The organism is Natrinema caseinilyticum (genome assembly GCF_024227435.1).
Taxonomy (GTDB): domain Archaea; phylum Halobacteriota; class Halobacteria; order Halobacteriales; family Natrialbaceae; genus Natrinema; species Natrinema caseinilyticum.
Genome location: NZ_CP100445.1, coordinates 2,624,521 through 2,643,722, shown reverse-complemented (window position 1 = coordinate 2,643,722; position 19,202 = coordinate 2,624,521). Strand labels below are relative to the sequence as shown.

Sequence of the window (19,202 nt, the reverse complement as noted above, 5' to 3'; positions counted from 1 at the left end):
AACCCCACCGTCTGGTGGTACGCGACTCGCCCGCTGTGACACGGGATACACGTCCTGCTGGGACCGAGTCGTAAAGGAGAAGCGACGAAACATATCGGATAATACCAGCAGATATTAATATCATTACCGATCTGATTTTTCGCTGATCGATAATATTTATTATGGCATTGGCGCGACCGAACGAAGAGGAATGATGACTAGTCGAACGCGTCGAATCGCGACCTCGAGTATCAGAGAGCGAGATGGACACCCTGAAACTCTGGTCGCGCTTAACCGCCAACCGGTCGCTGATAGCCCGCCTGGTAGTGAAGAATAGCAGCGTAGCTGGTTGCTATCGGTCCGTTCTTCACACGAGGGACATTACAAGCGATCTCCACCTGTACGTGGGTAGTCGCGATTTTGGCGACTTCCCGATGAAGGTATGAGGGGCGTCTGACTCCTCCCCGTCATGCAGATTGTGATGCCGTCGAAGACGCGGGCGTTCAATCCGGTGGCAGCACACGGGAACGGACTACGTGCGAATATCTTGAGTACTCATCTATCAGCAAGTGACTCTCGTCAGTGAATCCTCACGTGGTCCGAACAGGATCGATACCGAGGTACCTCGACCACGGGATTCCGCCAGAACAGGTCACAGAGCGCGTAAAAATCTCAATTGACGGACTGCGTAATCACTACGATCAGCCGACTCGAAGGGCTGAACTGCGGGAGCAACGGCGTCCGAATCTCGATCAACGACCCGCCAGTGACACGGAGGGGGAATCCGACGACGGGGAAACCGGGCAAGCCCATCCTCTCGTACGGAACAATCGGATCGAACAGCGGTCAGCGGCGACCGTTTCTCGCCCTCACTCGAGTTGGAGACGAAATGGATAGTCGATCCATCGAGTCCCGTTTCAGGCCCTCGCACCGACCGGATAGATGTAAAGCGGTCGGCGGTCTGGCGGAGCGTCGACGAGGTTCAGCACTCGGCGACCGTCGAACGAACCGATCGCGACCGTCGAGAGGCAAGCGCCTCCGCCTGCAGGGACAGGTTCTGCCCGGCGTGTCCGACCTCCATCGGGACGTATCGAAGCCTGCCACGTTTCCCGTACTCGCGAGTGGTGCGCTCGTCAACCGCGCAGATCACGACGTCGATAGCCGCTCGTTCGACCGCCCCCTGATCGACTGCGGCCGCCCGCAACTCGGCTTGCACGTTCCCTCGACCACGCAACGCGAGTTCGTGTGGCGTCGGTCGATACCGATACACGCCGGCGTCGAGTCCGTCGACGCCGGGGTCCCCGACGATGACGGACACCTCGAGAGGATAGAGAGCGCCCGCACTCGGCGCTGCTCGATGACCACTCTCGGGCTCGGTGATACCCTGAGCCGCCCAGAGCAGTTGTGAGAGTTCCCGTCGCGTGATCGGGGTCGCAGCGAACTCGCGTCTGGAACGGCGGTTCGCAATCGCTCGTTCGACGGAGCTGTCACCGTCGGTCTCGGGCGGGGGCAGGGAGACGGCTTCGGCGTCCTCCCGAACTCGGTGGAGACGGTCGCCGCGGGCGCCTGCGTTCCCTCGACCGGGAATCAGCGATGCGAGACCGGCCGCAAGTCCGGATACCGTGGTCCGCCTCAACAGCCGTTCGGAAAGCATACGGTAGCACACACCAATGAAATTGAAAGCCTTTGGCCGGCGGCACTGCGTCTGCGATCCAGCGGACGACCGATGGCCCGGTCTTCGTATCGCGTTTCTCCCGTGCCGAGACATGCACCTCGAGGATAGCAAGCGACTCTCTGACGGTTACCCGGACCACTCGCCGCCGATATCGTCGGCGACGTTTTCGCGCCACTCCTCGAATCGGTCTCGACAGGTGGCGTTCGCGTCGTTTTGAATGTGGTCGACGAACCCCGGGCCGCCGTCGGGGAGTCGGTGGCCACAAAACGGGCAGAAGTCGGGGTTGTCCCATCCCGGCGAGTTCGGAGCGGGGTGATCGTGCTCGGCCATACTGTCCGTTCGCCCTCGAGAAGCATCAACCGTGCGGCGGTCGCCGGTCACGGCACCGACACGTCGGGCGTGAGGGACCGAGATCCGCTCGAGAACGGTACTCGTCGATCCACCCCCTTCGCGGACCGATCGACCGGTGTCAGGAGCTGAGAACTCGACGCGAAACGGAGGGGTGCTCGACGCGAAACGACGGAGTGAGTCGAGTGCTCGAGTCCGACGGCTGTGAGGGAGTGATCGCACTGGTGGCCGTTCAACTGGTGGCCGTTCATTTTCGTGACAGCGCGCGCGGCGCGCGCGAGGGCACAGCGATGAGTGTGCGGACGTCCGACAGCCGGCGGCGATGCGCTCGACGGCGGACTCGTGTAGGAGTTTGTGAGTGGGGGAGTCCTCGAGAAGTAGTCGTGATCGAGGGCCGATTTGAGGGACCTCCATGGTGCAGAGATGCCCGTTGGTGGAGCAGAAATCGGATTCGTCGGAGCTGCCGCCGACCGCTGAACCGGCCTGGGTAGTGGCACCACAACCCCTTCACTTCGTTTGCGCAACTAGATTTCCATCTGAAGCTGATTTTCAGCCCTTTGCTTGTATTCTGTCGGGAGTGGGCGTGGCGGTCGGCTCAATCGCACCGCAACGCCTGTGAGGCCATTTCGCACTTGGCGCAAAAGCCTCCCTTTGCGGGTGTCCCTAAACGAACAGGGTCAAAAAACTACAGCGCCTCACCCCTCAATACCTTTATTCCCATCAAGTATTCCTTTGCAGCTATTAGTATTGATTTCTTTGATTGTTTGGAGTTTTATAGCCGTTCTAACCCCAATCTATGCGATTAGGATCTTCTACAATTCATTTGACCTCTATACCGGGGCTGGCCTCTTTCTCTATTTGGTTTAGATAATTAAATTCACAACCCTAGTTGATGAGTCAGATGAACTGTCAGAGCGACATAAATCTGCAATTGGTTTTGTTGGAAATGAATAGGTGACTCCTCTAACAAACTGTCAGGAAGACCTCCAATCAGGGGTTATGGACCGGCTCGAGTGAGACGAAAAACGAGGAATCGGGAGGTCGTGTGTACAAATTTGCGAATCGAGGCTAACAGTAATCGTGCGTACCGACGAGACGCTATCGAGCGCGCAGCAGGTTTCCACAGTCGTAAAAAGCCGAAAGTTGAGGAGAGCGCCTGCGACGACGTACCAAAATTCGGTGAGACTGCCCGCAAGGTCCTCGAGCGCGACGACCACACGCGCCAATAGCACTAGGGGATTGCCCAATACTCTCGAGAATCGGCGTGACGTTCGAAGTCGTCACTAGGACAATCGATCACACCGCGTCGGAAGAAACAAAATTTAATCGCGATACGGAGAGCGGATCACGCCGCCGACTTATCGGGTTCTACGGCCGCGGCGCGTTTCGTGACGTCCACCTCGCCTGTCCGATCGACAGTCACCGTGTAGCCCTTGTAGACGAATTCGACCTTGGAGGGAGCCCGCTCGGAGTCACCCGACTGGTAGAGTGAGTCGAGTGCGTCCGTGTCAATAACGTAGTGAATCGGTGGCCGGAGTTCCTCCGGCTGAACTCCTTCACAGCTTGCGATTTCATCTACGATCTTCAGACTGAGTGATTGGGTGGTTTGCACAATCACCGTTGCCAGGAGCAACCATATAAAACCAGACGTTCCTCTAATGACGCGCGTCAGACACCCAGGGATGAACAGTTTTCGTGAGATACCCTGATAGACAGGGAAATACGAGATTAAGACGCGAGAGAGAGACACACACAGCGGATAGTACCGATTGATAGTGTCGTCTGCTCGGTCCCGCGGTGACCACCACCGCCGTATCACCGGAAGGGGGGTCACTCACTCGAGCGAACCATTGTCTCCCGAGAAACTGTGAGAACAGTGCACTCACGTGGCCGGTAGTCGACAAAACAGTACGTCGGCGTGGTCGAATCCGTCAGCGGTTCCGATGCTCCGCGGTGGCGCCGGTGGAATCGACGCGATCCAGCAACTCGATCGCGGTCTCGAGATCGTCGATCGCCGCGTGCATCGTGATCGGCTCGGGGAGGTGCCGGTCGAGCATCTCGACCTCGGCGAGCACTTCCGCGAGTCGAACGCGCGTGTGCCGGTGGCCGTCGGTCATCTGCGACCACCCCCATCGTGCCCGTCGATGGCGGGACGGATCGTCCCGACGAACGTGGAACCGGACTCGAGCGACGGGGCCGCAGTGGACTCGAGTGGCTCGCAGAAAGCGCGTTGCAGCCGCTCTCGAGACTGTTTATGGACGTTCGCTTCCGAAATTCTTTCGTAGGCAGGTGTGTGAGTGTACATTGTCCTTCTAGGCTGGGAGGACACAGGTCGGGTGCTCCACCACCCGGCCGACTTCATTCATTCGGCCATCCTGCGCCTCTAAATTAGGTGATTAGCATTGGTCACTTATAGCTTACTGAACACCTCGCGGCCGTTCCACGCGGGCACGGTCGCGGTCACCCTCTCGTCGGACGCGTGGCGCAACAGTCGAACTGACGGCCCCGCGGTTTCGAGCAGCATCGGGGAATCGTGGTCACTCGTCCCGGACGCCCGTTTCTCGACGTCGAGCGAACGCCTGTTCCTGGAAGTCCAGTGACGAACTGGTACGTCGTGCACATGCCTAGCGAGAAGATTCACAGCGTCACCCGCACCCTCGAAGGAGCGTTTCGATCGCACGTTCCGGATCGCGATCCTCGGCGTCGCCGCGGACGGATTCGGTCCCGTCGGGGTGGGAGCTGCCTAACACGGTCGGACGGTCTCCGCGCACCGACGTTCCGTCCCAACATAAATTGGCCACACCTACATTATCACGGTGGAGTGAACATACACCTGGCACGGTCGCGTGCCAACAGGGAAACAGCACACGGCGTGATGATTTCTCGCTCGTCGTACAGATACTCGAGCAGTTCGGATACCACAGTCTGTCCGGGTACCAGCGTCTGCCGGTGGGACGGAGCGAGCGACGGTACCGGGCGAAGATCCCGGCCGATCAGTTTCACCGCGGTATACGACCATTTATACCGGATGCCGGCCTTAGAACGGTGCAATGGCGCAAGCGGGAAATTCAGAACTCGTCGATTCCTTCGAGCAGTTCTTCCGCAACTACTACGATAACGAGATCAAACAGCTTGCGCAGCGATACCCCAACGAGCAGCGGTCGTTGCACGTCGACTGGCAGGACCTCTACCGGTTCGATCCCGACCTCGCGGACGACTTCATCGCACAGCCGGAACAGCTCCAGCGCTACGCCGAAGAGTCGCTCCGGTTGTACGACCTGCCGATCGACGTGAGTCTCGGGCAGGCCCACGTCCGGATCCGAAACCTCCCCGAGACGGAGTCGCCCGAAATCAGGGAGATCCGCGCTCGGGACATGAACTCGCTCGTGCAGGTACACGGCATCGTCCGGAAAGCCACGGACGTCCGCCCCAAAATCGAGGAAGCCGCCTTCGAGTGCCAGCTCTGTGGCACCCTCACCCGCGTTCCCCAGTCCAGCGGCGATTTCCAGGAACCCCACGAGTGCCAGGGCTGTGAACGACAGGGTCCCTTCCGCGTCAATTTCGATCAGTCGGAGTTCGTCGACTCCCAGAAGCTCCGCATTCAGGAGAGTCCCGAAGGGCTCCGCGGCGGGGAAACCCCGCAATCACTCGACGTCCACGTCGAAGACGACATCACCGGCGAGGTGACCCCCGGCGACCACGTCTCCGCGACCGGCGTCCTCCGCCTCGAGCAACAGGGCGACCAGCAGGAGAAATCGCCCGTCTTCGACTTCTACATGGAGGGCATGTCCGTCGACGTCGACGAGGAGCAATTCGAGGACATGGACATCACCGAGGAGGACAAGAAGGCGATCTACGAGATTTCCAATCGAGACGACGTCTACGAGCACATGATCGCCTCCATCGCGCCCTCCATCTACGGCTACGACCAGGAGAAACTCGCGATGATCCTCCAGTTGTTCTCCGGGGTGACGAAGCAGTTGCCCGACGGCTCGCGGATTCGGGGGGACCTGCACATGTTGCTGATCGGTGACCCGGGAACTGGCAAGTGCGTTCGCGGAGACACAAAGGTCACACTCGCGGACGGCCGAGACGTTACGATTCGCGAACTCGTCGAATCGAATCTCGAGGATCCGAAACCGATCGACGACGGTTGGTGGGACGAGATAGATCTTGAGGTTCCGTCCTTGCAGGACGACGGCTCGATCATCCCACAGCGAGCAACGAAAGTTTGGAAGCGCGAAGCGCCCGACCGGATGTATCGCCTGCGGACCTCGAGCGGACGGGAGCTCGAGGTGACGCCATCACATCCGCTGTTCGTACAGCATGACAGTCAGTTCAAACCGATCGTTGCGGGTGATCTCACCGAAGGACAATTTATTGCTGCACCCTGTACTCTCTCTACAGAAGGAGACGATACGCTCGACGTCAATTTCCGTCAATCTCGATCTCAGAATGCAGTTCAGCTAGAGTTACCAAACGAATGGACCCCGTCATTAGCTCGACTGATCGGCTACATTATCGCAGAAGGATACGTCGAGCAACGAGACAACAATACGGGATTCGTTTCGATTACGAATAACGACCGGGAAGTATTAGACGACGCAGCGAACGCGTTCGAGAAACTCGGTCTCAATATAACGGAACGAGAACCTCACGAGGAAAAAAACGCGCGTGAACTGCTATGTTCAGCAGGAGAATTCGTAAGCTTCCTCGAGACGCTCGAACCGTGTATTCACCAGTCGTCTGATAACCAGTGTGTCCCAGAAGCCATATTTAGGGCGACTGAATCGACCAAATCGGAATTCCTCAAGGCATTCATCGAAGGGGAGGGACATGTTTCGAAGTCCCAGCGAGAAATTACTATCGCTTCGATGAGTCGTGAACTTCTCGAAAACGTCCGAACTCTGCTTCTCTCACTGGGGATCCGCTCACAGCTACATGAGCGACATAATGGGAGTTGCCGACTCAGAATCAGTGGAGACGAATTTGAGACGTACGTCTCCGAGATTGGGTTTATAACCGACCGAAAACAACAGGCTACGGAGCAGTACGTCGATACGAACGGAAATACGAACCTCGATGTCGTTCCAAACATCGGGACGAAACTTCGCCAGATTCGAGAATCGCTTTCACTAACACAGGCCGAGTGTGGAGTACCTCGATCGACGTACCAGAATTACGAACGGGGATCGAAAAATCCGAGTCGAGAAAGTCTCCGAAAAGTCGTCCTTGCCTTCAAAGACGCTCTATCGGAGCAGGATAACCAAAACAAGGGAGCAGCTGTAGCTGATGGTGGGTCCTTACCAACGAGTATCACTGCCCTCGAGCAGTTCGTCGAAGGAGCCGTCGCTTGGGAACGGATCGAATCGATTGACACAGTCACACCCGATTACGACTGGGTGTATGACCTCGAGATAGAAGGGACACATAACTACATCTCGAACGGCGTCATCTCGCACAACTCACAGATGCTCGGTTACATCGAGAACATCGCACCCCGCTCCGTCTACACCTCCGGGAAGGGGTCGTCCTCGGCCGGTCTCACGGCCGCCGCGGTCCGCGACGACTTCGGCGACGGCCAGCAGTGGAGCCTCGAGGCCGGCGCGCTCGTCCTCGCCGATCAGGGGATTGCAGCGGTCGACGAGCTAGATAAAATGAGATCGGAAGACCGGAGCGCCATGCACGAGGCGCTCGAGCAACAGAAGATCTCGGTCTCCAAAGCAGGTATCAACGCCACGCTCAAGTCCCGGTGTTCGCTGCTGGGCGCGGCCAACCCCAAGTACGGCCGCTTCGACCAGTACGAGCCCATCAGCGAGCAGATCGACCTCGAGCCGGCGCTGATTTCGCGGTTCGACCTGATCTTCACCGTGACGGACACGCCGGACGAGGAGAAAGATCGCAACCTCGCCGAACACATCATCACGACGAACTACGCCGGCGAGTTGACGACCCAGCGCGAGCAACTGGCCTCGCTCGATGTGAGCACCGACGAGATCGACGAGATGACGGCGAAGGTCGACCCGGAGATCGACGCCGAACTCCTTCGCAAGTACATCGCCTTTTCGAAGCAGAACTGCCACCCGCGAATGACGGAGGCGGCCCGCGAGGCGATCCGGGATTTCTACGTCGATCTGCGCTCGAAGGGGACCGACGACGACGCGGCGGTGCCGGTCACGGCGCGAAAGCTCGAGGCGTTGGTTCGCCTGTCGGAGGCGAGCGCGCGCGTTCGGCTGTCGGATACGGTCGAGCAGTCGGACGCCGAGCAGGTCATCGAGATCGTTCGCTCGTGTCTCCAGGACGTCGGGGTCGACCCCGAGACCGGCGAGTTCGACGCGGACATCGTCGAGGCCGGGACCTCGAAATCCCAGCGCGACCGGATCAAGAACCTAAAGCAGCTCATCGGGGATATCGAGGAGGAGTACGACGACGGGGCGCCGGTCGACATCGTCCTGGAGCGGGCGGAAGAAGTCGGCATGGACCACTCCAAGGCCGAACACGAGATAGACAAGCTCAAACAGAAAGGCGAGGTCTACGAGCCGAGTACGGACACGCTTCGGACGACGTAGCGCTCACAGGGAGTCGATTTCGGAGACCGTAGATCGGATCGTCACCGATGCGACGTCGGCGACGTCTGCCGCCGCGGCCTGGGTCACCGACGGCCAGTCGTCGTATTCGCCGGCGGCTTTGTAGAGACAGGCCGCGGCGACGCCGCTCGGATTACGGCCGCCGACCGTCCCCGCCTCGAGCAGCGCGTCGAGATACTCGCGTGCGCGGCGTTCGACGGGCGGCCCGAGATCGAGTTTCGAGGCGTACCGCGGGAGATACTGCGCGGGGTCGATCGGTCCCGTCGGGAGGCCGAGTTCTCGGTTCAACGCGTTGTAGGCGACGGTGAGTTCGTCGCGGTCGGCGCGTGCGACGGCCGCAATTTCGTCGGTCGTCCGGGCGATCGAGCGCGTTCGGCAGATCGCGTAGACGGCGGCAGCAGCGAACCCCTCGAGCGAACGGCCGTGGAAGAGTCCTTCCGTCTGGGCGGATTCGAAAAGGGCGCACGCCTGTTCTCGCGCCGAATCGGGGAGGGACAGCAAGGCGGTTACGCGCCTGATTTCCGTGAATCCGTAGACCTGATTCCGATCGGCCTTGGACGCGATCCGGGCACGGGTGTGTTCGCGGCGCAATCGCGCGATCTGACGCCGCTTTCGGCCGGTCACTCGAGAGCTGTACCCCGCCCGTGAGCCCGAACCGAATCCGATCTCCGTCGACAGGCCTCGATCGTGTCTCGAGCGGGTCAGCGGCGCCCCGGTCCGTCGTCGATCGGTTTCGTCGTCGTCGAACGACCGCCACTCGGGCCCGCGATCGATCGCATCTTCGGCGACGACGAGTCCGCATTCCTCACAGATGATTTCAGTACCCCTTCTCCGTAATCTGCCATCGCATTCGGGGCAAACCGCAGACGAATCGGTCTCTGCCATTAGTTATTGTTTCTCCTTATAATCAGATGCCCCGTCCTGGTATTTAAAGTGTTGGAAAATATGAAAGAACGCGCGGGAGAACGCCTCCTGGATTAGCGGGATCTAATTCGGTCGATGAGCCGTGTCAGGTACGAGCGCGAGCGAGTCGGTGGCTCGGAGAGCGACTGTCGGTCGTTCGCGTCGTCGCGGTCCGCCAGGAGACGTTCGTACTGCTCGATCACGGCCTGTCGGCGGTCCTCGCTCGTCCGAAGCGCGTGCTCGAGTACGGCGATGCGGGCTCGGAGTTGCGTCCGTTCGATCTGATACGAAAGCGAGGGTTCGGTGGAACTCGAGTCGCCGGCAGACCGGTGTAGCGGACTGGCGTCGAGCGATCGCGAATCGGTGGTCGGATCCGGGTCACGGGTTCGAATCCGTTCGTCAGCGGGGGTAGTGAAGTCGGGACCTCGTTGCTCGGCGGACATGGCTCGTCGTCGGCTACCACGTTCCCCCGGAAAAAGGTAAGTCAGTCGAGCGTCAGACGTCTCCGACGGCGGTTGCGCGACCGGCCGACGTCACTCTCGGAGGTACTCGAGGACGCCATCGGTGTCGGCCGGAACGGGTTCGGAATCGCGACCGGCGGCCGCCGCGGCGTCGGGGTCTTTGAGCAAGTGGCCGGTCGTGAGACAGGCGACGCGCTCGTCGTCGGCGACGATACCCTCGGCGCGGAGTTTTCGCAGTCCGGCGACCGAGGCCGCAGAAGCGGGCTCGACGCCGATCCCCTCGCTCGCGAGGTCGCGTTGGGCCTCGGTGATTCGTTCGTCGGAGACCGAGACCGCGGTGCCGTCGGTCTCGCGGATGCCGGGCAGGGCCTTCGGCGCGTTGACCGGGTTGCCGATCCGGATCGCGGTCGCGCGCGTCTCGACGTCGTCCCAGCGGCGGACCTCGTCGGCACCGTTCTGGATGGCCTCGACCATCGGCGCGGCGCCCTCGGCCTGGACGCCGGTCAGTTTCGGCACGTCGCTCTCGTCGAGTTCGCCCGCCTGGACGAGTTCGCGAAACGCCTTGTACAACGCCGACGTGTTGCCCGCGTTTCCGACCGGGAGCACGATCCGATCGGGGACGGTGCCGTAATCCGACAGAAATCCCTCGAGAATCTCGAGGCCGATCGTCTTCTGTCCCTCGAGGCGGAAGGGGTTGAGCGAGTTCAGCAGGTAGGCTTCACCCTGCCTCGCGAGTTCCTGGACGATGTCGAGGCAGGCGTCGAAGTTGCCGTCGACCTCGAGAATGCGCGCGCCGTGGAGGCTCGCCTGAGCGATCTTGCCCGCGGCGACTTTCCCCGCCGGAAGGAGGACGAGCGTCTCCATCCCGCCGCGGGAGCCGTAGGCGGCCAGGGCCGCGCTGGTGTTACCTGTCGACGCACAGGCCAGCCGGCCGACGCCGAGTTCCGTCGCGACCCTGACGCCGACGGTCATGCCGCGATCCTTGAACGATCCCGTCGGGTTCATTCCCTCGTGTTTGATCCGCAGGGCCTCGACGCCGACGTCGTCCTCGAGACGGGGCACCTCGTACAGCGGCGTGGCGCCCTCCTGAATCGAGACGCCGTCGTCGAACGGAAGCGCGTCCGCGTAGCGCCAGACGCCCTCGCCCTCGAAGTCGTCGAACGTCGGTAGATCGGCGTATCGAACCTCGAGAAGGCCGTCGCAGTCGTCACAGGTGTACCGAACGTCCGCGAAGGGTGCGAACGTCTCGCCACACTCGATGCACTCGAGCCAGACGCCCTCGTCTGCATCGGCGGGCACGTCCGGTTGATCAGCGGAGAGGCTGAGACTCATTGTCAGTCGTGAAGGTGGCGAGGGAGAAAAAGTGAGTGGATTCGGGTGTGGCGTCGGTCACTCCGTTCCGCCGTCGAATCCCTCGATCACGTCGTGAACCGTGGCCGTCCAGGCGTCCAGGGCCTCGTGTAACAGTGCTTTCGCCTCCGGAAGCGCGATCGCGGTGTACTGGTAGACGTAGCCGCCACCGTCGAGCAGTCGTCGATTCCGTCGAGCCAGCCCGCGATCGTGCAACGTCGAGAGCGAGCGATTCACCGTGCTTCGGTCGCGCTCGAGCGTCGCGGCCAGTTCGTCGATCGTGCTCCCGGGTTGGTCGCACAACGCGAGATACGTCCGTGTTTCGTGGCTCTCGATGCCGAAGACGCAACTCATCACCTCCTCGAACGGCGGGTTCGATTGCTCCATCAGTTCTCCGAGGCGGTGCTGCGGGGAACCGGTCATACCGACGGATACGCACGAGAGGGTCAAAAGCGGTGCTGTCGGTCGGACCGCTGAGTCGCTCCGGCGTCAGTCACCGTCGGCTTCCGTCGCATACCCCATCTTCCGGATACAGGCCCGCATCTCCCGCTCGTTCTCGTGTCGGTGGAGCCGCGTCGGCGTGTCGCAGTAGTAGATCGACCCGTCGTATCGCAACGTCACTTCGTACTCGGTTCGGACCGCCGTGATCGTAATCACGACCCGCCGGCCGTCCTGGATGGCTTCCATAATCGCGTCCGTTTCGAGTTCGCCCGCCGAGATGCGGAGGGGCTTCGGCATCGGGTGTGAGTGGGTGCGCCGATTCAAAGAAGGTTGGCGTCGGTACGTCCGCCCGGTCGTCGCCGGCCGCGGCCGGCAGGCACCGCGGAGCGGAGCCGAGAACAGTCGAACCGGCCGATAAAAATGGATGTGTGCGGGCGGTGCCCGACCGAGATATCGATACACGCCCGGGTGTGGTACGACAGTGCATGGCATCGAGAACGGCAACGCGAATGATCGAACGAACTGGAACCCCACTCGAACCGTGGCAGGCGGGCACCGTCGGCGGTATCGCCGGTGCCATCGTGTTCGGCGCGATGATGGCGATACTGACGCCGGAGGTACTCGAGGGCGCGATACCGGCGCTGTACGGCCTCGAGGGCGGCTTCGTTGGAATGCTCGTGCACGTGGCTCACGGAGCGGTAATCGGCGTCGTCTTCGCGGCGGTGCTCGTCGCGACCGGTCGGACCGATATCGGCCTCGCGACCGGCGGAATCCTCGGGATCGCGTACGGACTCGTCGTCTGGGCGGTCCTCGCCGCCGTCGTCATGCCGATCTGGCTCTCCGCGGTCGGGTTCGAGATGGCACCGGCCGTCCCCAACATCGCCGTCGAAAGTCTCGTCGGGCACGCGGCCTACGGACTCGTCCTCGGCGTCACGTACGCGATGCTCGAGCGCGTCTGAGGCGACTCCGCAGAACGGGTCGTCCTCCGTTACCCGTTAGTCAGTCGTCGGTACCCCGGTCTATCCTCCGTCACAGCACGTACAGCACGACCAGGGCCACCGGTCCCAGCACCACGAGCAGCGTGGCGAGCAGCAGTCTGAACGACATGGCTACCCGACACGTCGGTCGGCGATACTATAACGACAGCAGATAGTTCACGACGAACGTGACGTCGCCGTTCGATCGACACAGGAGTTTAACGACGGAATAATCGGCGCTCGAGCGGCCCGCAAACGGGACCGTCCGTGTGCGAACGGGGTTACGCGACGGCCCGTTCCTCGGCCGGGCAGGCGTGTTGGCCGCGGGCGTTACTCGCGTGCCGATGCTACTCGAGCAGCCAACTCAACAGCGCTTTCTGGGCGTGCAGGCGATTTTCCGCCTGATCGAACACGATCGAGCGCTCGCCCTCGATGACGTCGTCGGTGATTTCCTCGCCGCGGTGGGCCGGAAGGCAGTGCATAACGGATGCCTCGGGGGCGTGTTCGAGTAGCTCCGAACGGACCTGGAATCCCTCGAAGTTGGCCATGCGGACGTCGCGTTCGTCTTCCTGGCCCATACTGATCCAGACGTCGGTGTAGATGACGTCGGCGTCGGTGACCGCCTCGACGGGATCGGTCGTGACCATCGGATCACCGCCGAGGGCACGAGCGCGCTCGACGACCGCGTCGTCGATTTCGTATCCCTCGGGGGTGGCAACCGTCAGATCGATGTCGGTCAGCGCACAACCGAGCGCGAACGACTGGGCGACGTTGTTGCCGTCGCCGATCCAGGCCGCCGAGACGTCTGCGAACCCGTCTTCGTGTTCGCGGATCGTCAGCAGATCCGCGAGCGTCTGACAGGGGTGTGCGTCGTCGGTGAGGCCGTTGACGACCGGGACCGTCGAGTACTCCGCGAGCACGTCGATGTTTTCGTGTTTGAACACGCGGGCCATCACCGCGTCGACGTACCGCGAAAGCGTTCGTGAGGTGTCTTTCAGCGGCTCGCCACGTCCCAGTTGGATGTCGTCTTCGCCCAGAAAGACGGCGTGGCCGCCCAGCTGGGTCATCCCCGTTTCGAACGACACGCGGGTCCGCGTACTCGGCTTCTGAAAGATCATCCCGAGCGTGCGATCCTCGAGGACGGCGTGGTCCTCGCCCGCACGCAGGGCGCGTTTGTACTCGCTCGCCCGCTCGAGGATCGTCGCCAGTTCGTCGCGCGAAACGTCGTCGATGTCGAGGAAGTGTCGTGGATCGGAATCGGTCGTCATGGATGATCACCGCTCGTCTGTCTCCGTACTGCTGTCCGCGGTCGCGGTCGTGCCGTTGCAGGCGGTCGCCTCGGTGGCGCTGTCGGCGGTCGCGTTTCGGGGATCATCAGTCGTCCCCTCCGCGGAGCGTCGTTGCGACCCGCTCTAAGACCGCGACCGACCGGTCGAACTCCGGCAGCGAGAGCCGTTCGTCGGGCGCGTGGTCCAGCGCCGAGTTGCCGGGGCCGTAGGTGACCATCGGACAGTCCCAGGCGTCGGCATAGAGGTTCATGTCGCTGGTCCCCGTCTTGCGAAGGAGACGCGGATCGCTGCCTTCGGCACGGATCGCCGCCCGAAAGGCCCGGGCGACTTCCGTCCGCGGGCTCTCCATGACCGGCGGGATCGGTTCGTCCCAGGAGACCGTGCCAATCTCGAGTTCGGCCTCGGCCGTCTCGCGAACCGTCTCGACGTCCAACGACGGCGGAACGCGCAGTTGCGCCTCGAGCGTCGCCTCGACGGAGAGTCCGTCGTCGCTGATCCCGCCGTCGATGGCGACGGGTTTGGCGGTCACGCGCTCGAAGACGGGCGTGTACTCGTCCTGTTCGAACGCGTCTTCGACGCTCGTCCACCAGTTCGTCGCGTGCTGGATGGCGTTCGGCTCGGGCCGGGACGTGTGTCCGGACTCGCTGGTCGCGACGTAGGTCCCGTTGAGAAAGCCCCGATAGCCGAGCGTGATACCCGTCGCGCCGCTGGGTTCGCCGTTGACGACGGCCCCCGGCTGGGCTTCGCGGTCGGCCACGAGGTGGCGCGCGCCCGCGGAACTCGTCTCTTCCTGGACGACGCCGACGAACGAGACGCCGGTCCGGACGGCCGCGACGGCCATCGCCGCCAGCGGGCCGGTCGCGTCGACGCTGCCGCGGCCCCAGAGGATCTCCTCGCCGTCCGCGGCGATCTCCGCCTCCTCGTCCGCAGCGTCCGCGACGTCGACGTCGACGGGAATCTGGCCGGGAACGGTATCGACGTGCGAGGTCAGGAGTACGGCATCGTCCGCGGGTGCGCGGACGTTGCCGACCTCGTCGATCCGCGCCTCGCGGCCGTAGCTGTCGAAGAACTCGACGAGACGCTGGGCGGCCTCGTCTTCCTCGCCGGAGGGCGAGGGCGTCGAGACGAGATCGATCAGCAGTTCGCGGGCCGCCTCGAGCGAGACGTCCGCGGTGTCTTCCATCGATGCGCTCATGATTCGGAGTCGGCGTCGGGTGCGAGGATCTGGGTCAGCGCGTCCACGAGTCGATCCGCCTCCGCCTCGCCGATCACGAGCGGCGGCAACAGGCGCAACACGGTCCGGCCCGCGGGGAGCGCCAGGATCCGGTGTTCGAGCGCCAGATCGCGGGCGACGCGGTTCGCACCGCGTTTCAACTCGACGCCGACGAGCAGTCCGTCGCCACGGACCTCGCGGACGCTGTCACCGAGCGCCGCCTCGAGTTCGGTGACGAGGTAGTCGCCGATGTCGGCGGCGTGAGCGGGCCACTCCTCTTCGACCAGCGTCGAGACGGTCGCGTGGACCGCCGCGGCGACGACGGGACCGCCGCTGAACGTGGCGTTGTGCGAGGCCGCGCCCTCGGCGATCCAGTCTCGCACCGCGACCGCGCCGACGGGCAAGCCGTTGCCAAGGCCCTTCGCCGTCGTCAGCACGTCGGGCGTGACGCCCGCGTTCTGGCAGGCCCACATCCGGCCGGTGCGGCCCATGCCGGTCTGGACCTCGTCGAAGACGAGCGCCGCGCCGGCCTCGTCGGTGCACTCGCGGGCGGTCTCGAGGTAGCCCGCGGGCGGGACGTTGATCCCGCCTTCGCCCTGGATCGGCTCGAGGATCACGGCCGCGGTCTCGTCGTCGACGGCGGCAGCGAGTTCCTCGCCGTCGCCGTAGGGGACGAATTCCACGTCGCCTGCCAGGGGTTCGTACGGCTTCTTGTACTTGTCCTTCCAGGTCGCCGCGAGCGATCCCATCGTCCGCCCGTGGAACGAGCGGGTCGCGGCGACGATCTTCGACTCGCCGGTCGCCGACCGGGCGAACTTCAGCGCAGCCTCGTTGGCCTCGGTCCCGGAGTTGCAGAACCAGGCCGACTCGAGTCCGTCGGGCGCGGCCGCGACGAGCGCGGCGTAGGCGTCCTCGCGCGCCTGGACGGGATACGAGGAGTCGACGAACGTCAACTCGCCGACCTGTTCCTGAACGGCCTCGACGACCGCCGGATGCGAGTGTCCCAGCGGCGTGCAGGCGTAGCTCGCGCCGGCGTCGAGGTACTCCGTCCCGTCGGCGGTGTAGAGGTACGGCCCCTCGCCGCTCTCGATGCCGATCGGTTTGCTTCCGGAGACGAAATCGAGGTCGCTCACTGTGCGGCCCCCTCCGTTTCGGCGTCCGTCTCGTCCGCGAGCACGCCCGGCTCTATGGTCGTTCCCTCGCCCGCGAGCGCGCTCGTGATCGGTTCGTCGGCGTTTGCGGTCGCGACGGTGACCGACGCGGCGCCGCCTTCGAGGGCCTCCGTCGCGGCCATGACCTTCTTCGTCATGAAGCCTTCCGCAGCCTCCGTGACGGTTTCGAACTCCGCGGGCGTGGCTGCCGAGTCGATCTTCGTCGACTCGTCGTCGGGGTCCTCGTAGATCCCCGACACGTCCGTGAGGACGACCAGGTCCGCCTCGAGCGCGCCGGCGATCGCGGCCGCGGCACGGTCGGCGTCGGCGTTGACCGCGGTGTATCCGCCTGCCTTTTCGCGTCCGAGCACCGGAACGGAAACGACGGGCGTGTAGCCGCCCGCGAGGACGGTCTCGAGCAGGTCGGCGTTGACCGACTCGATCGTCCCCGAGTGGTCGCCGCGCTTGATCTTCTTCTTGCCGTCTTCTTTCACGCGGACGGCGGACTTCCGCTTCCCTTCCAGGAGCTTGCCGTCCGTGCCGGAGAGGCCGACGGCGTCGACGCCCTCGTTGTGCAGGCTCTCGACCAGATCGGTGTTGAGCTTGCCGGGCATCACCATCTTGAAGACGTCCATCGTGCGTTCGTCGGTGAACCGGCCGACGACGCCGCCGGGCGTCTCGACGTAGGTCGGTTCGTAGCCCAGTTCTTCTAAGGTCTCGTCGACGGCGGTCGAACCGCCGTGCGTGAGGACGACGTCTTCGCCCCCGTCGACCAGGGAAGCAACGTCGGCGAGTGCACCTTCGGGATCGACGGCGCGAGCGCCGCCGATCTTGACCACGGTCGTCATGTCAGGGTGCCCCCACGGGGTGCAGCCCCGTGAACCCGAGGCCGGCCGTCTCCTCGAATCCGAGCGCGACGTTCGCGGCGTGGACCGCCTGTCCGGCCGAGCCTTTCATCATGTTGTCGATCGCGGAGAAGACCACGACGCGCTTGTTCGACGGGTCGAGTTCGAAGCCGACTTCGGCGAGGTTGGTCCCGGCCACCGCCTTGGGTTCGGGGTAGCGGTAGACGCCGGAGCCGCCGGCGGCCATGCGGACGAACGGCTCGTCCTCGTAGCAGCCGCGGTAGGCCTGCCAGAGGTCACCCTTCGAGACGGGGCCCGACGGAAAGACGTGGTTCGTCGCGCTCGCGCCGCGGACCATGTCCACGGCGTGGCACGTGAACGCCACGCTCGTACCGAGGAACTGCTCGATCTCCGCCTCGTGGCGGTGTCCAGTCGGTGCGTACGGGCGTACGACGCCGGAGCGTTCGGGGTGGCTCGAGGCCTCGCCGCCGCCCGCCCCGCCCTCGGAGGAGCCGACTTTCACGTCGACGACGATCTGCTCGTCGCCGTCTACGATGTCGTGTTCGAAAAGCGGGTAGAGCCCGAGGATCGTTGCGGTGGCGTTACAGCCGCCGCCCGCGATGAGGTCCGCGCCCGCGAGGTTCTCGCGGTTGATCTCCGGAAGCGCGTACTCCGCGCGTTCGAGGTACTCGGGCGCCTCGTGACCGTCGTACCACTCGTCGTACTGGGCCTCGCTCTCGAGGCGGAAGTCGGCCGAGAGATCGACCACGGTGTCCGCGACCTCGAAGAAGTCGTCGATCTGACCCATGGAAACGCCGTGTGGCGTCGCCACGAACAGCACGTCGACGCTCTCCAGATCGTCGGGTTCCGTAAACCGGAGGTCCGACCCGCGCAGCGGCGGGTGGACGGAACCGACGCTTTTGCCGGCCTTCGAACGGCTCGTGACCTCCGCGATCTCGAAGTGGGGGTGGCCCGCGAGCAGGCGCAGGAGTTCCCCACCCGTGAAGCCGCTGCCGCCGATGACCGTCGCGGTGACCGACTCGGCCATCTCGTCGCCGTCGGTTTCGGCGTCGACCGCCATCAGGCGGTCACCTCGAGTTCCGGATCCGCCGCCTGGGCTCTGGTCTCGAGCCAGTCGACGACGGAGCCGGCGACGTCGGTCTCGACGGCGCCGTCGAGGGCTTTGAACTCGACGGTGTGGTTGACTTCGTGGACGGTGTACGAGTCACCCGTCTCCATCAGGTCGACGCCGAGGAGTCCGCCGCCGACGGCGTCGCTCGCCTTCCGGACGAGTTCGCGCGCCTCGTCGTCGACGTCGAACGCGGTCGTCTCCGCGCCCTTGGCGGCGTTGGTGATCCAGTGGTCCGACGAACGGACCATCGCGGCGATGGGTTCGCCGTCGGTCGCGACGACGCGAACGTCCCGACCCGGTTTCTCGACGAACTCCTGGACGTAGAACACCTTGTGCTCGTAGTGGCCGAGCGTCGCCTTGTGTTCCAGTATCGCCTCGGCGGCGTCTCGAGAGTCGATCTTGGCCATCAGGCGCCCCCACGAACCCACGACGGGTTTGAGGACGCACGGATAGCCGAAGTCCTCGATGGCTTCCATCGCGGTCTCCTTGGTGAAAGCGACTTTCGTCGCGGGCGTGGGTACCCCCGCGGCCTCGAGGGCGAGGCTATTTTTCACCTTGTCCGCACAGACGTCTGCGGTTTCGTGGCTGTTGACCACGGGGATGCCGTACGCCTCGAGGAACTGCGTGGCGTACAGGCTCCTGCTCGTGGCGAGACAGCGATCGACGACGATATCGAGGTCGTCGAACCCGTCGGGAACCGTCGAAATGTCGAACGTCTGTTTGCGGACGTCGATCTTCGTCACCTCGTGATCGCGCTCGCGGAGCTCGTTCAAGAGGAGCTTCTCGTCCTTGCGAATCCGTGAATAGAGTATGCCTACGTTCACGCGAGCCACCTCTGAGTGGATGTGTGA

18 protein-coding genes and 1 pseudogene are annotated in these 19,202 nt (G+C 63.3%); 3 read left to right on the top strand and 16 right to left on the bottom strand.

All coding sequences use genetic code 11. From position 1 onward, the window contains the following. Nucleotides 1–961: 961 nt before the first annotated feature. The 3 genes and pseudogenes from NJT13_RS12945 to NJT13_RS12935 all read right to left on the bottom strand — a co-directional run bounded on the left by NJT13_RS12945 (nucleotide 962) and on the right by NJT13_RS12935 (nucleotide 1,984). A complete protein-coding gene (locus tag NJT13_RS12945; RefSeq protein WP_254522046.1) occupies nucleotides 962–1,633 on the bottom strand; it encodes a SagB/ThcOx family dehydrogenase in 672 nt (223 codons plus the stop codon). A gap of 52 nt (nucleotides 1,634–1,685) precedes the next feature. Continuing rightward, nucleotides 1,686–1,784 (bottom strand): annotated as a pseudogene (locus NJT13_RS12940) (IS5/IS1182 family transposase); the annotation flags it as partial. Next, nucleotides 1,781–1,984 (bottom strand): DUF7501 family protein, encoded by a 204-nt coding sequence (locus NJT13_RS12935; RefSeq protein ID WP_254522045.1) that lies wholly within the window; start codon nucleotides 1,982–1,984, stop codon nucleotides 1,781–1,783. The pseudogene NJT13_RS12940 and the gene NJT13_RS12935, both read right to left, overlap by 4 nt. A 1,031-nt stretch (nucleotides 1,985–3,015) precedes the next feature. Between NJT13_RS12935 and NJT13_RS23515 the strand changes: the two genes are divergently transcribed. Beyond that, the gene (locus NJT13_RS23515) at nucleotides 3,016–3,231 is read left to right on the top strand and encodes a DUF7692 domain-containing protein (RefSeq protein WP_425499757.1); all 216 of its coding nucleotides are present in this window, start codon (nucleotides 3,016–3,018) and stop codon (nucleotides 3,229–3,231) included. 116 nt (nucleotides 3,232–3,347) lie between these two features. Here NJT13_RS23515 and NJT13_RS12930 read toward each other — a convergent pair whose 3' ends face one another. Then, nucleotides 3,348–3,614 (bottom strand): HalOD1 output domain-containing protein, encoded by a 267-nt coding sequence (locus tag NJT13_RS12930; RefSeq protein WP_254522044.1) that lies wholly within the window; start codon nucleotides 3,612–3,614, stop codon nucleotides 3,348–3,350. Between the two features lie 319 nt (nucleotides 3,615–3,933). Next, nucleotides 3,934–4,119, bottom strand: a complete 186-nt coding sequence (locus tag NJT13_RS12925; protein WP_254522043.1) for a hypothetical protein — start codon at nucleotides 4,117–4,119, stop codon at nucleotides 3,934–3,936. A 933-nt stretch (nucleotides 4,120–5,052) separates the two neighbouring features. Between NJT13_RS12925 and NJT13_RS12920 the strand changes: the two genes are divergently transcribed. Then, nucleotides 5,053–8,571, top strand: a complete 3,519-nt coding sequence (locus NJT13_RS12920; protein WP_254522042.1) for an LAGLIDADG family homing endonuclease — start codon at nucleotides 5,053–5,055, stop codon at nucleotides 8,569–8,571. Nucleotides 8,572–8,574: 3 nt separating this feature from the next. Here NJT13_RS12920 and NJT13_RS12915 read toward each other — a convergent pair whose 3' ends face one another. From NJT13_RS12915 to NJT13_RS12895, 5 genes are all read right to left on the bottom strand, one after another. After that, nucleotides 8,575–9,474 carry a transcription initiation factor IIB gene (locus NJT13_RS12915; protein ID WP_254522041.1) on the bottom strand — a complete coding sequence of 300 codons (900 nt, stop codon included), beginning with the start codon at nucleotides 9,472–9,474 and terminating at the stop codon, nucleotides 8,575–8,577. 92 nt (nucleotides 9,475–9,566) lie between these two features. Next, complete coding sequence (locus tag NJT13_RS12910) at nucleotides 9,567–9,935, bottom strand: hypothetical protein (RefSeq protein WP_254522040.1); 369 nt, start codon at nucleotides 9,933–9,935, stop codon at nucleotides 9,567–9,569. A 90-nt stretch (nucleotides 9,936–10,025) separates the two neighbouring features. Further along, nucleotides 10,026–11,285 (bottom strand): threonine synthase, encoded by a 1,260-nt coding sequence (gene thrC / locus NJT13_RS12905; RefSeq protein ID WP_254522039.1) that lies wholly within the window; start codon nucleotides 11,283–11,285, stop codon nucleotides 10,026–10,028. A 57-nt stretch (nucleotides 11,286–11,342) separates the two neighbouring features. Beyond that, nucleotides 11,343–11,726, bottom strand: coding sequence for a helix-turn-helix domain-containing protein (locus tag NJT13_RS12900; RefSeq protein ID WP_254522038.1), 384 nt, complete (start codon nucleotides 11,724–11,726; stop codon nucleotides 11,343–11,345). A gap of 66 nt (nucleotides 11,727–11,792) precedes the next feature. Then, nucleotides 11,793–12,041: a DUF8001 family protein gene (locus NJT13_RS12895; protein ID WP_254522036.1), complete on the bottom strand. Its 249-nt coding sequence runs from the start codon at nucleotides 12,039–12,041 to the stop codon at nucleotides 11,793–11,795. A 188-nt stretch (nucleotides 12,042–12,229) separates the two neighbouring features. On the opposite strand from NJT13_RS12895, the gene NJT13_RS12890 reads away from it, so the two are divergent. Continuing rightward, entirely contained in the window at nucleotides 12,230–12,703 is a 474-nt protein-coding gene (locus tag NJT13_RS12890; RefSeq protein ID WP_254522035.1) for a histidine kinase, read from the top strand. 365 nt (nucleotides 12,704–13,068) lie between these two features. Here NJT13_RS12890 and argF read toward each other — a convergent pair whose 3' ends face one another. The 6 genes from argF to lysX form a co-directional block, all read right to left on the bottom strand. Beyond that, nucleotides 13,069–13,989: an ornithine carbamoyltransferase gene (argF, locus tag NJT13_RS12885; RefSeq protein ID WP_254522034.1), complete on the bottom strand. Its 921-nt coding sequence runs from the start codon at nucleotides 13,987–13,989 to the stop codon at nucleotides 13,069–13,071. A gap of 106 nt (nucleotides 13,990–14,095) precedes the next feature. After that, nucleotides 14,096–15,205 carry a [LysW]-lysine hydrolase gene (locus NJT13_RS12880; protein ID WP_254522033.1) on the bottom strand — a complete coding sequence of 370 codons (1,110 nt, stop codon included), beginning with the start codon at nucleotides 15,203–15,205 and terminating at the stop codon, nucleotides 14,096–14,098. Continuing rightward, the gene (locus NJT13_RS12875; RefSeq protein ID WP_254522032.1) at nucleotides 15,202–16,356 is read right to left on the bottom strand and encodes an aspartate aminotransferase family protein; all 1,155 of its coding nucleotides are present in this window, start codon (nucleotides 16,354–16,356) and stop codon (nucleotides 15,202–15,204) included. The genes NJT13_RS12880 and NJT13_RS12875 overlap by 4 nt, the downstream gene beginning before the upstream one ends. Further along, nucleotides 16,353–17,222, bottom strand: coding sequence for an acetylglutamate/acetylaminoadipate kinase (locus NJT13_RS12870; RefSeq protein WP_254522031.1), 870 nt, complete (start codon nucleotides 17,220–17,222; stop codon nucleotides 16,353–16,355). The genes NJT13_RS12875 and NJT13_RS12870 overlap by 4 nt, the downstream gene beginning before the upstream one ends. A gap of 1 nt (nucleotide 17,223) precedes the next feature. Then, nucleotides 17,224–18,300: an N-acetyl-gamma-glutamyl-phosphate reductase gene (gene argC, locus NJT13_RS12865; RefSeq protein WP_254522029.1), complete on the bottom strand. Its 1,077-nt coding sequence runs from the start codon at nucleotides 18,298–18,300 to the stop codon at nucleotides 17,224–17,226. Then, nucleotides 18,300–19,175 (bottom strand): lysine biosynthesis protein LysX, encoded by an 876-nt coding sequence (lysX, locus tag NJT13_RS12860; RefSeq protein ID WP_254522028.1) that lies wholly within the window; start codon nucleotides 19,173–19,175, stop codon nucleotides 18,300–18,302. Before lysX ends, argC begins: the two co-directional genes overlap by 1 nt. Between the last annotated feature and the right edge of the window lie 27 nt (nucleotides 19,176–19,202).

Coding starts and splice junctions, on each gene's coding strand:
- NJT13_RS12925 (WP_254522043.1), bottom strand. CDS start 4,119: ATGACCGACGGCCACCGGCACACGCGCGTTCGACTCGCGGAAGTGCTC.
- NJT13_RS12945 (WP_254522046.1), bottom strand. CDS start 1,633: ATGCTTTCCGAACGGCTGTTGAGGCGGACCACGGTATCCGGACTTGCG.
- NJT13_RS12890 (WP_254522035.1), top strand. CDS start 12,230: ATGGCATCGAGAACGGCAACGCGAATGATCGAACGAACTGGAACCCCA.
- NJT13_RS12915 (WP_254522041.1), bottom strand. CDS start 9,474: ATGGCAGAGACCGATTCGTCTGCGGTTTGCCCCGAATGCGATGGCAGA.
- argC (WP_254522029.1), bottom strand. CDS start 18,300: ATGGCGGTCGACGCCGAAACCGACGGCGACGAGATGGCCGAGTCGGTC.
- thrC (WP_254522039.1), bottom strand. CDS start 11,285: ATGAGTCTCAGCCTCTCCGCTGATCAACCGGACGTGCCCGCCGATGCA.
- NJT13_RS12900 (WP_254522038.1), bottom strand. CDS start 11,726: ATGACCGGTTCCCCGCAGCACCGCCTCGGAGAACTGATGGAGCAATCG.
- NJT13_RS12935 (WP_254522045.1), bottom strand. CDS start 1,984: ATGGCCGAGCACGATCACCCCGCTCCGAACTCGCCGGGATGGGACAAC.
- NJT13_RS12895 (WP_254522036.1), bottom strand. CDS start 12,041: ATGCCGAAGCCCCTCCGCATCTCGGCGGGCGAACTCGAAACGGACGCG.
- argF (WP_254522034.1), bottom strand. CDS start 13,989: ATGACGACCGATTCCGATCCACGACACTTCCTCGACATCGACGACGTT.
- NJT13_RS12920 (WP_254522042.1), top strand. CDS start 5,053: ATGGCGCAAGCGGGAAATTCAGAACTCGTCGATTCCTTCGAGCAGTTC.
- NJT13_RS12870 (WP_254522031.1), bottom strand. CDS start 17,222: ATGACGACCGTGGTCAAGATCGGCGGCGCTCGCGCCGTCGATCCCGAA.
- NJT13_RS12880 (WP_254522033.1), bottom strand. CDS start 15,205: ATGAGCGCATCGATGGAAGACACCGCGGACGTCTCGCTCGAGGCGGCC.
- NJT13_RS12910 (WP_254522040.1), bottom strand. CDS start 9,935: ATGTCCGCCGAGCAACGAGGTCCCGACTTCACTACCCCCGCTGACGAA.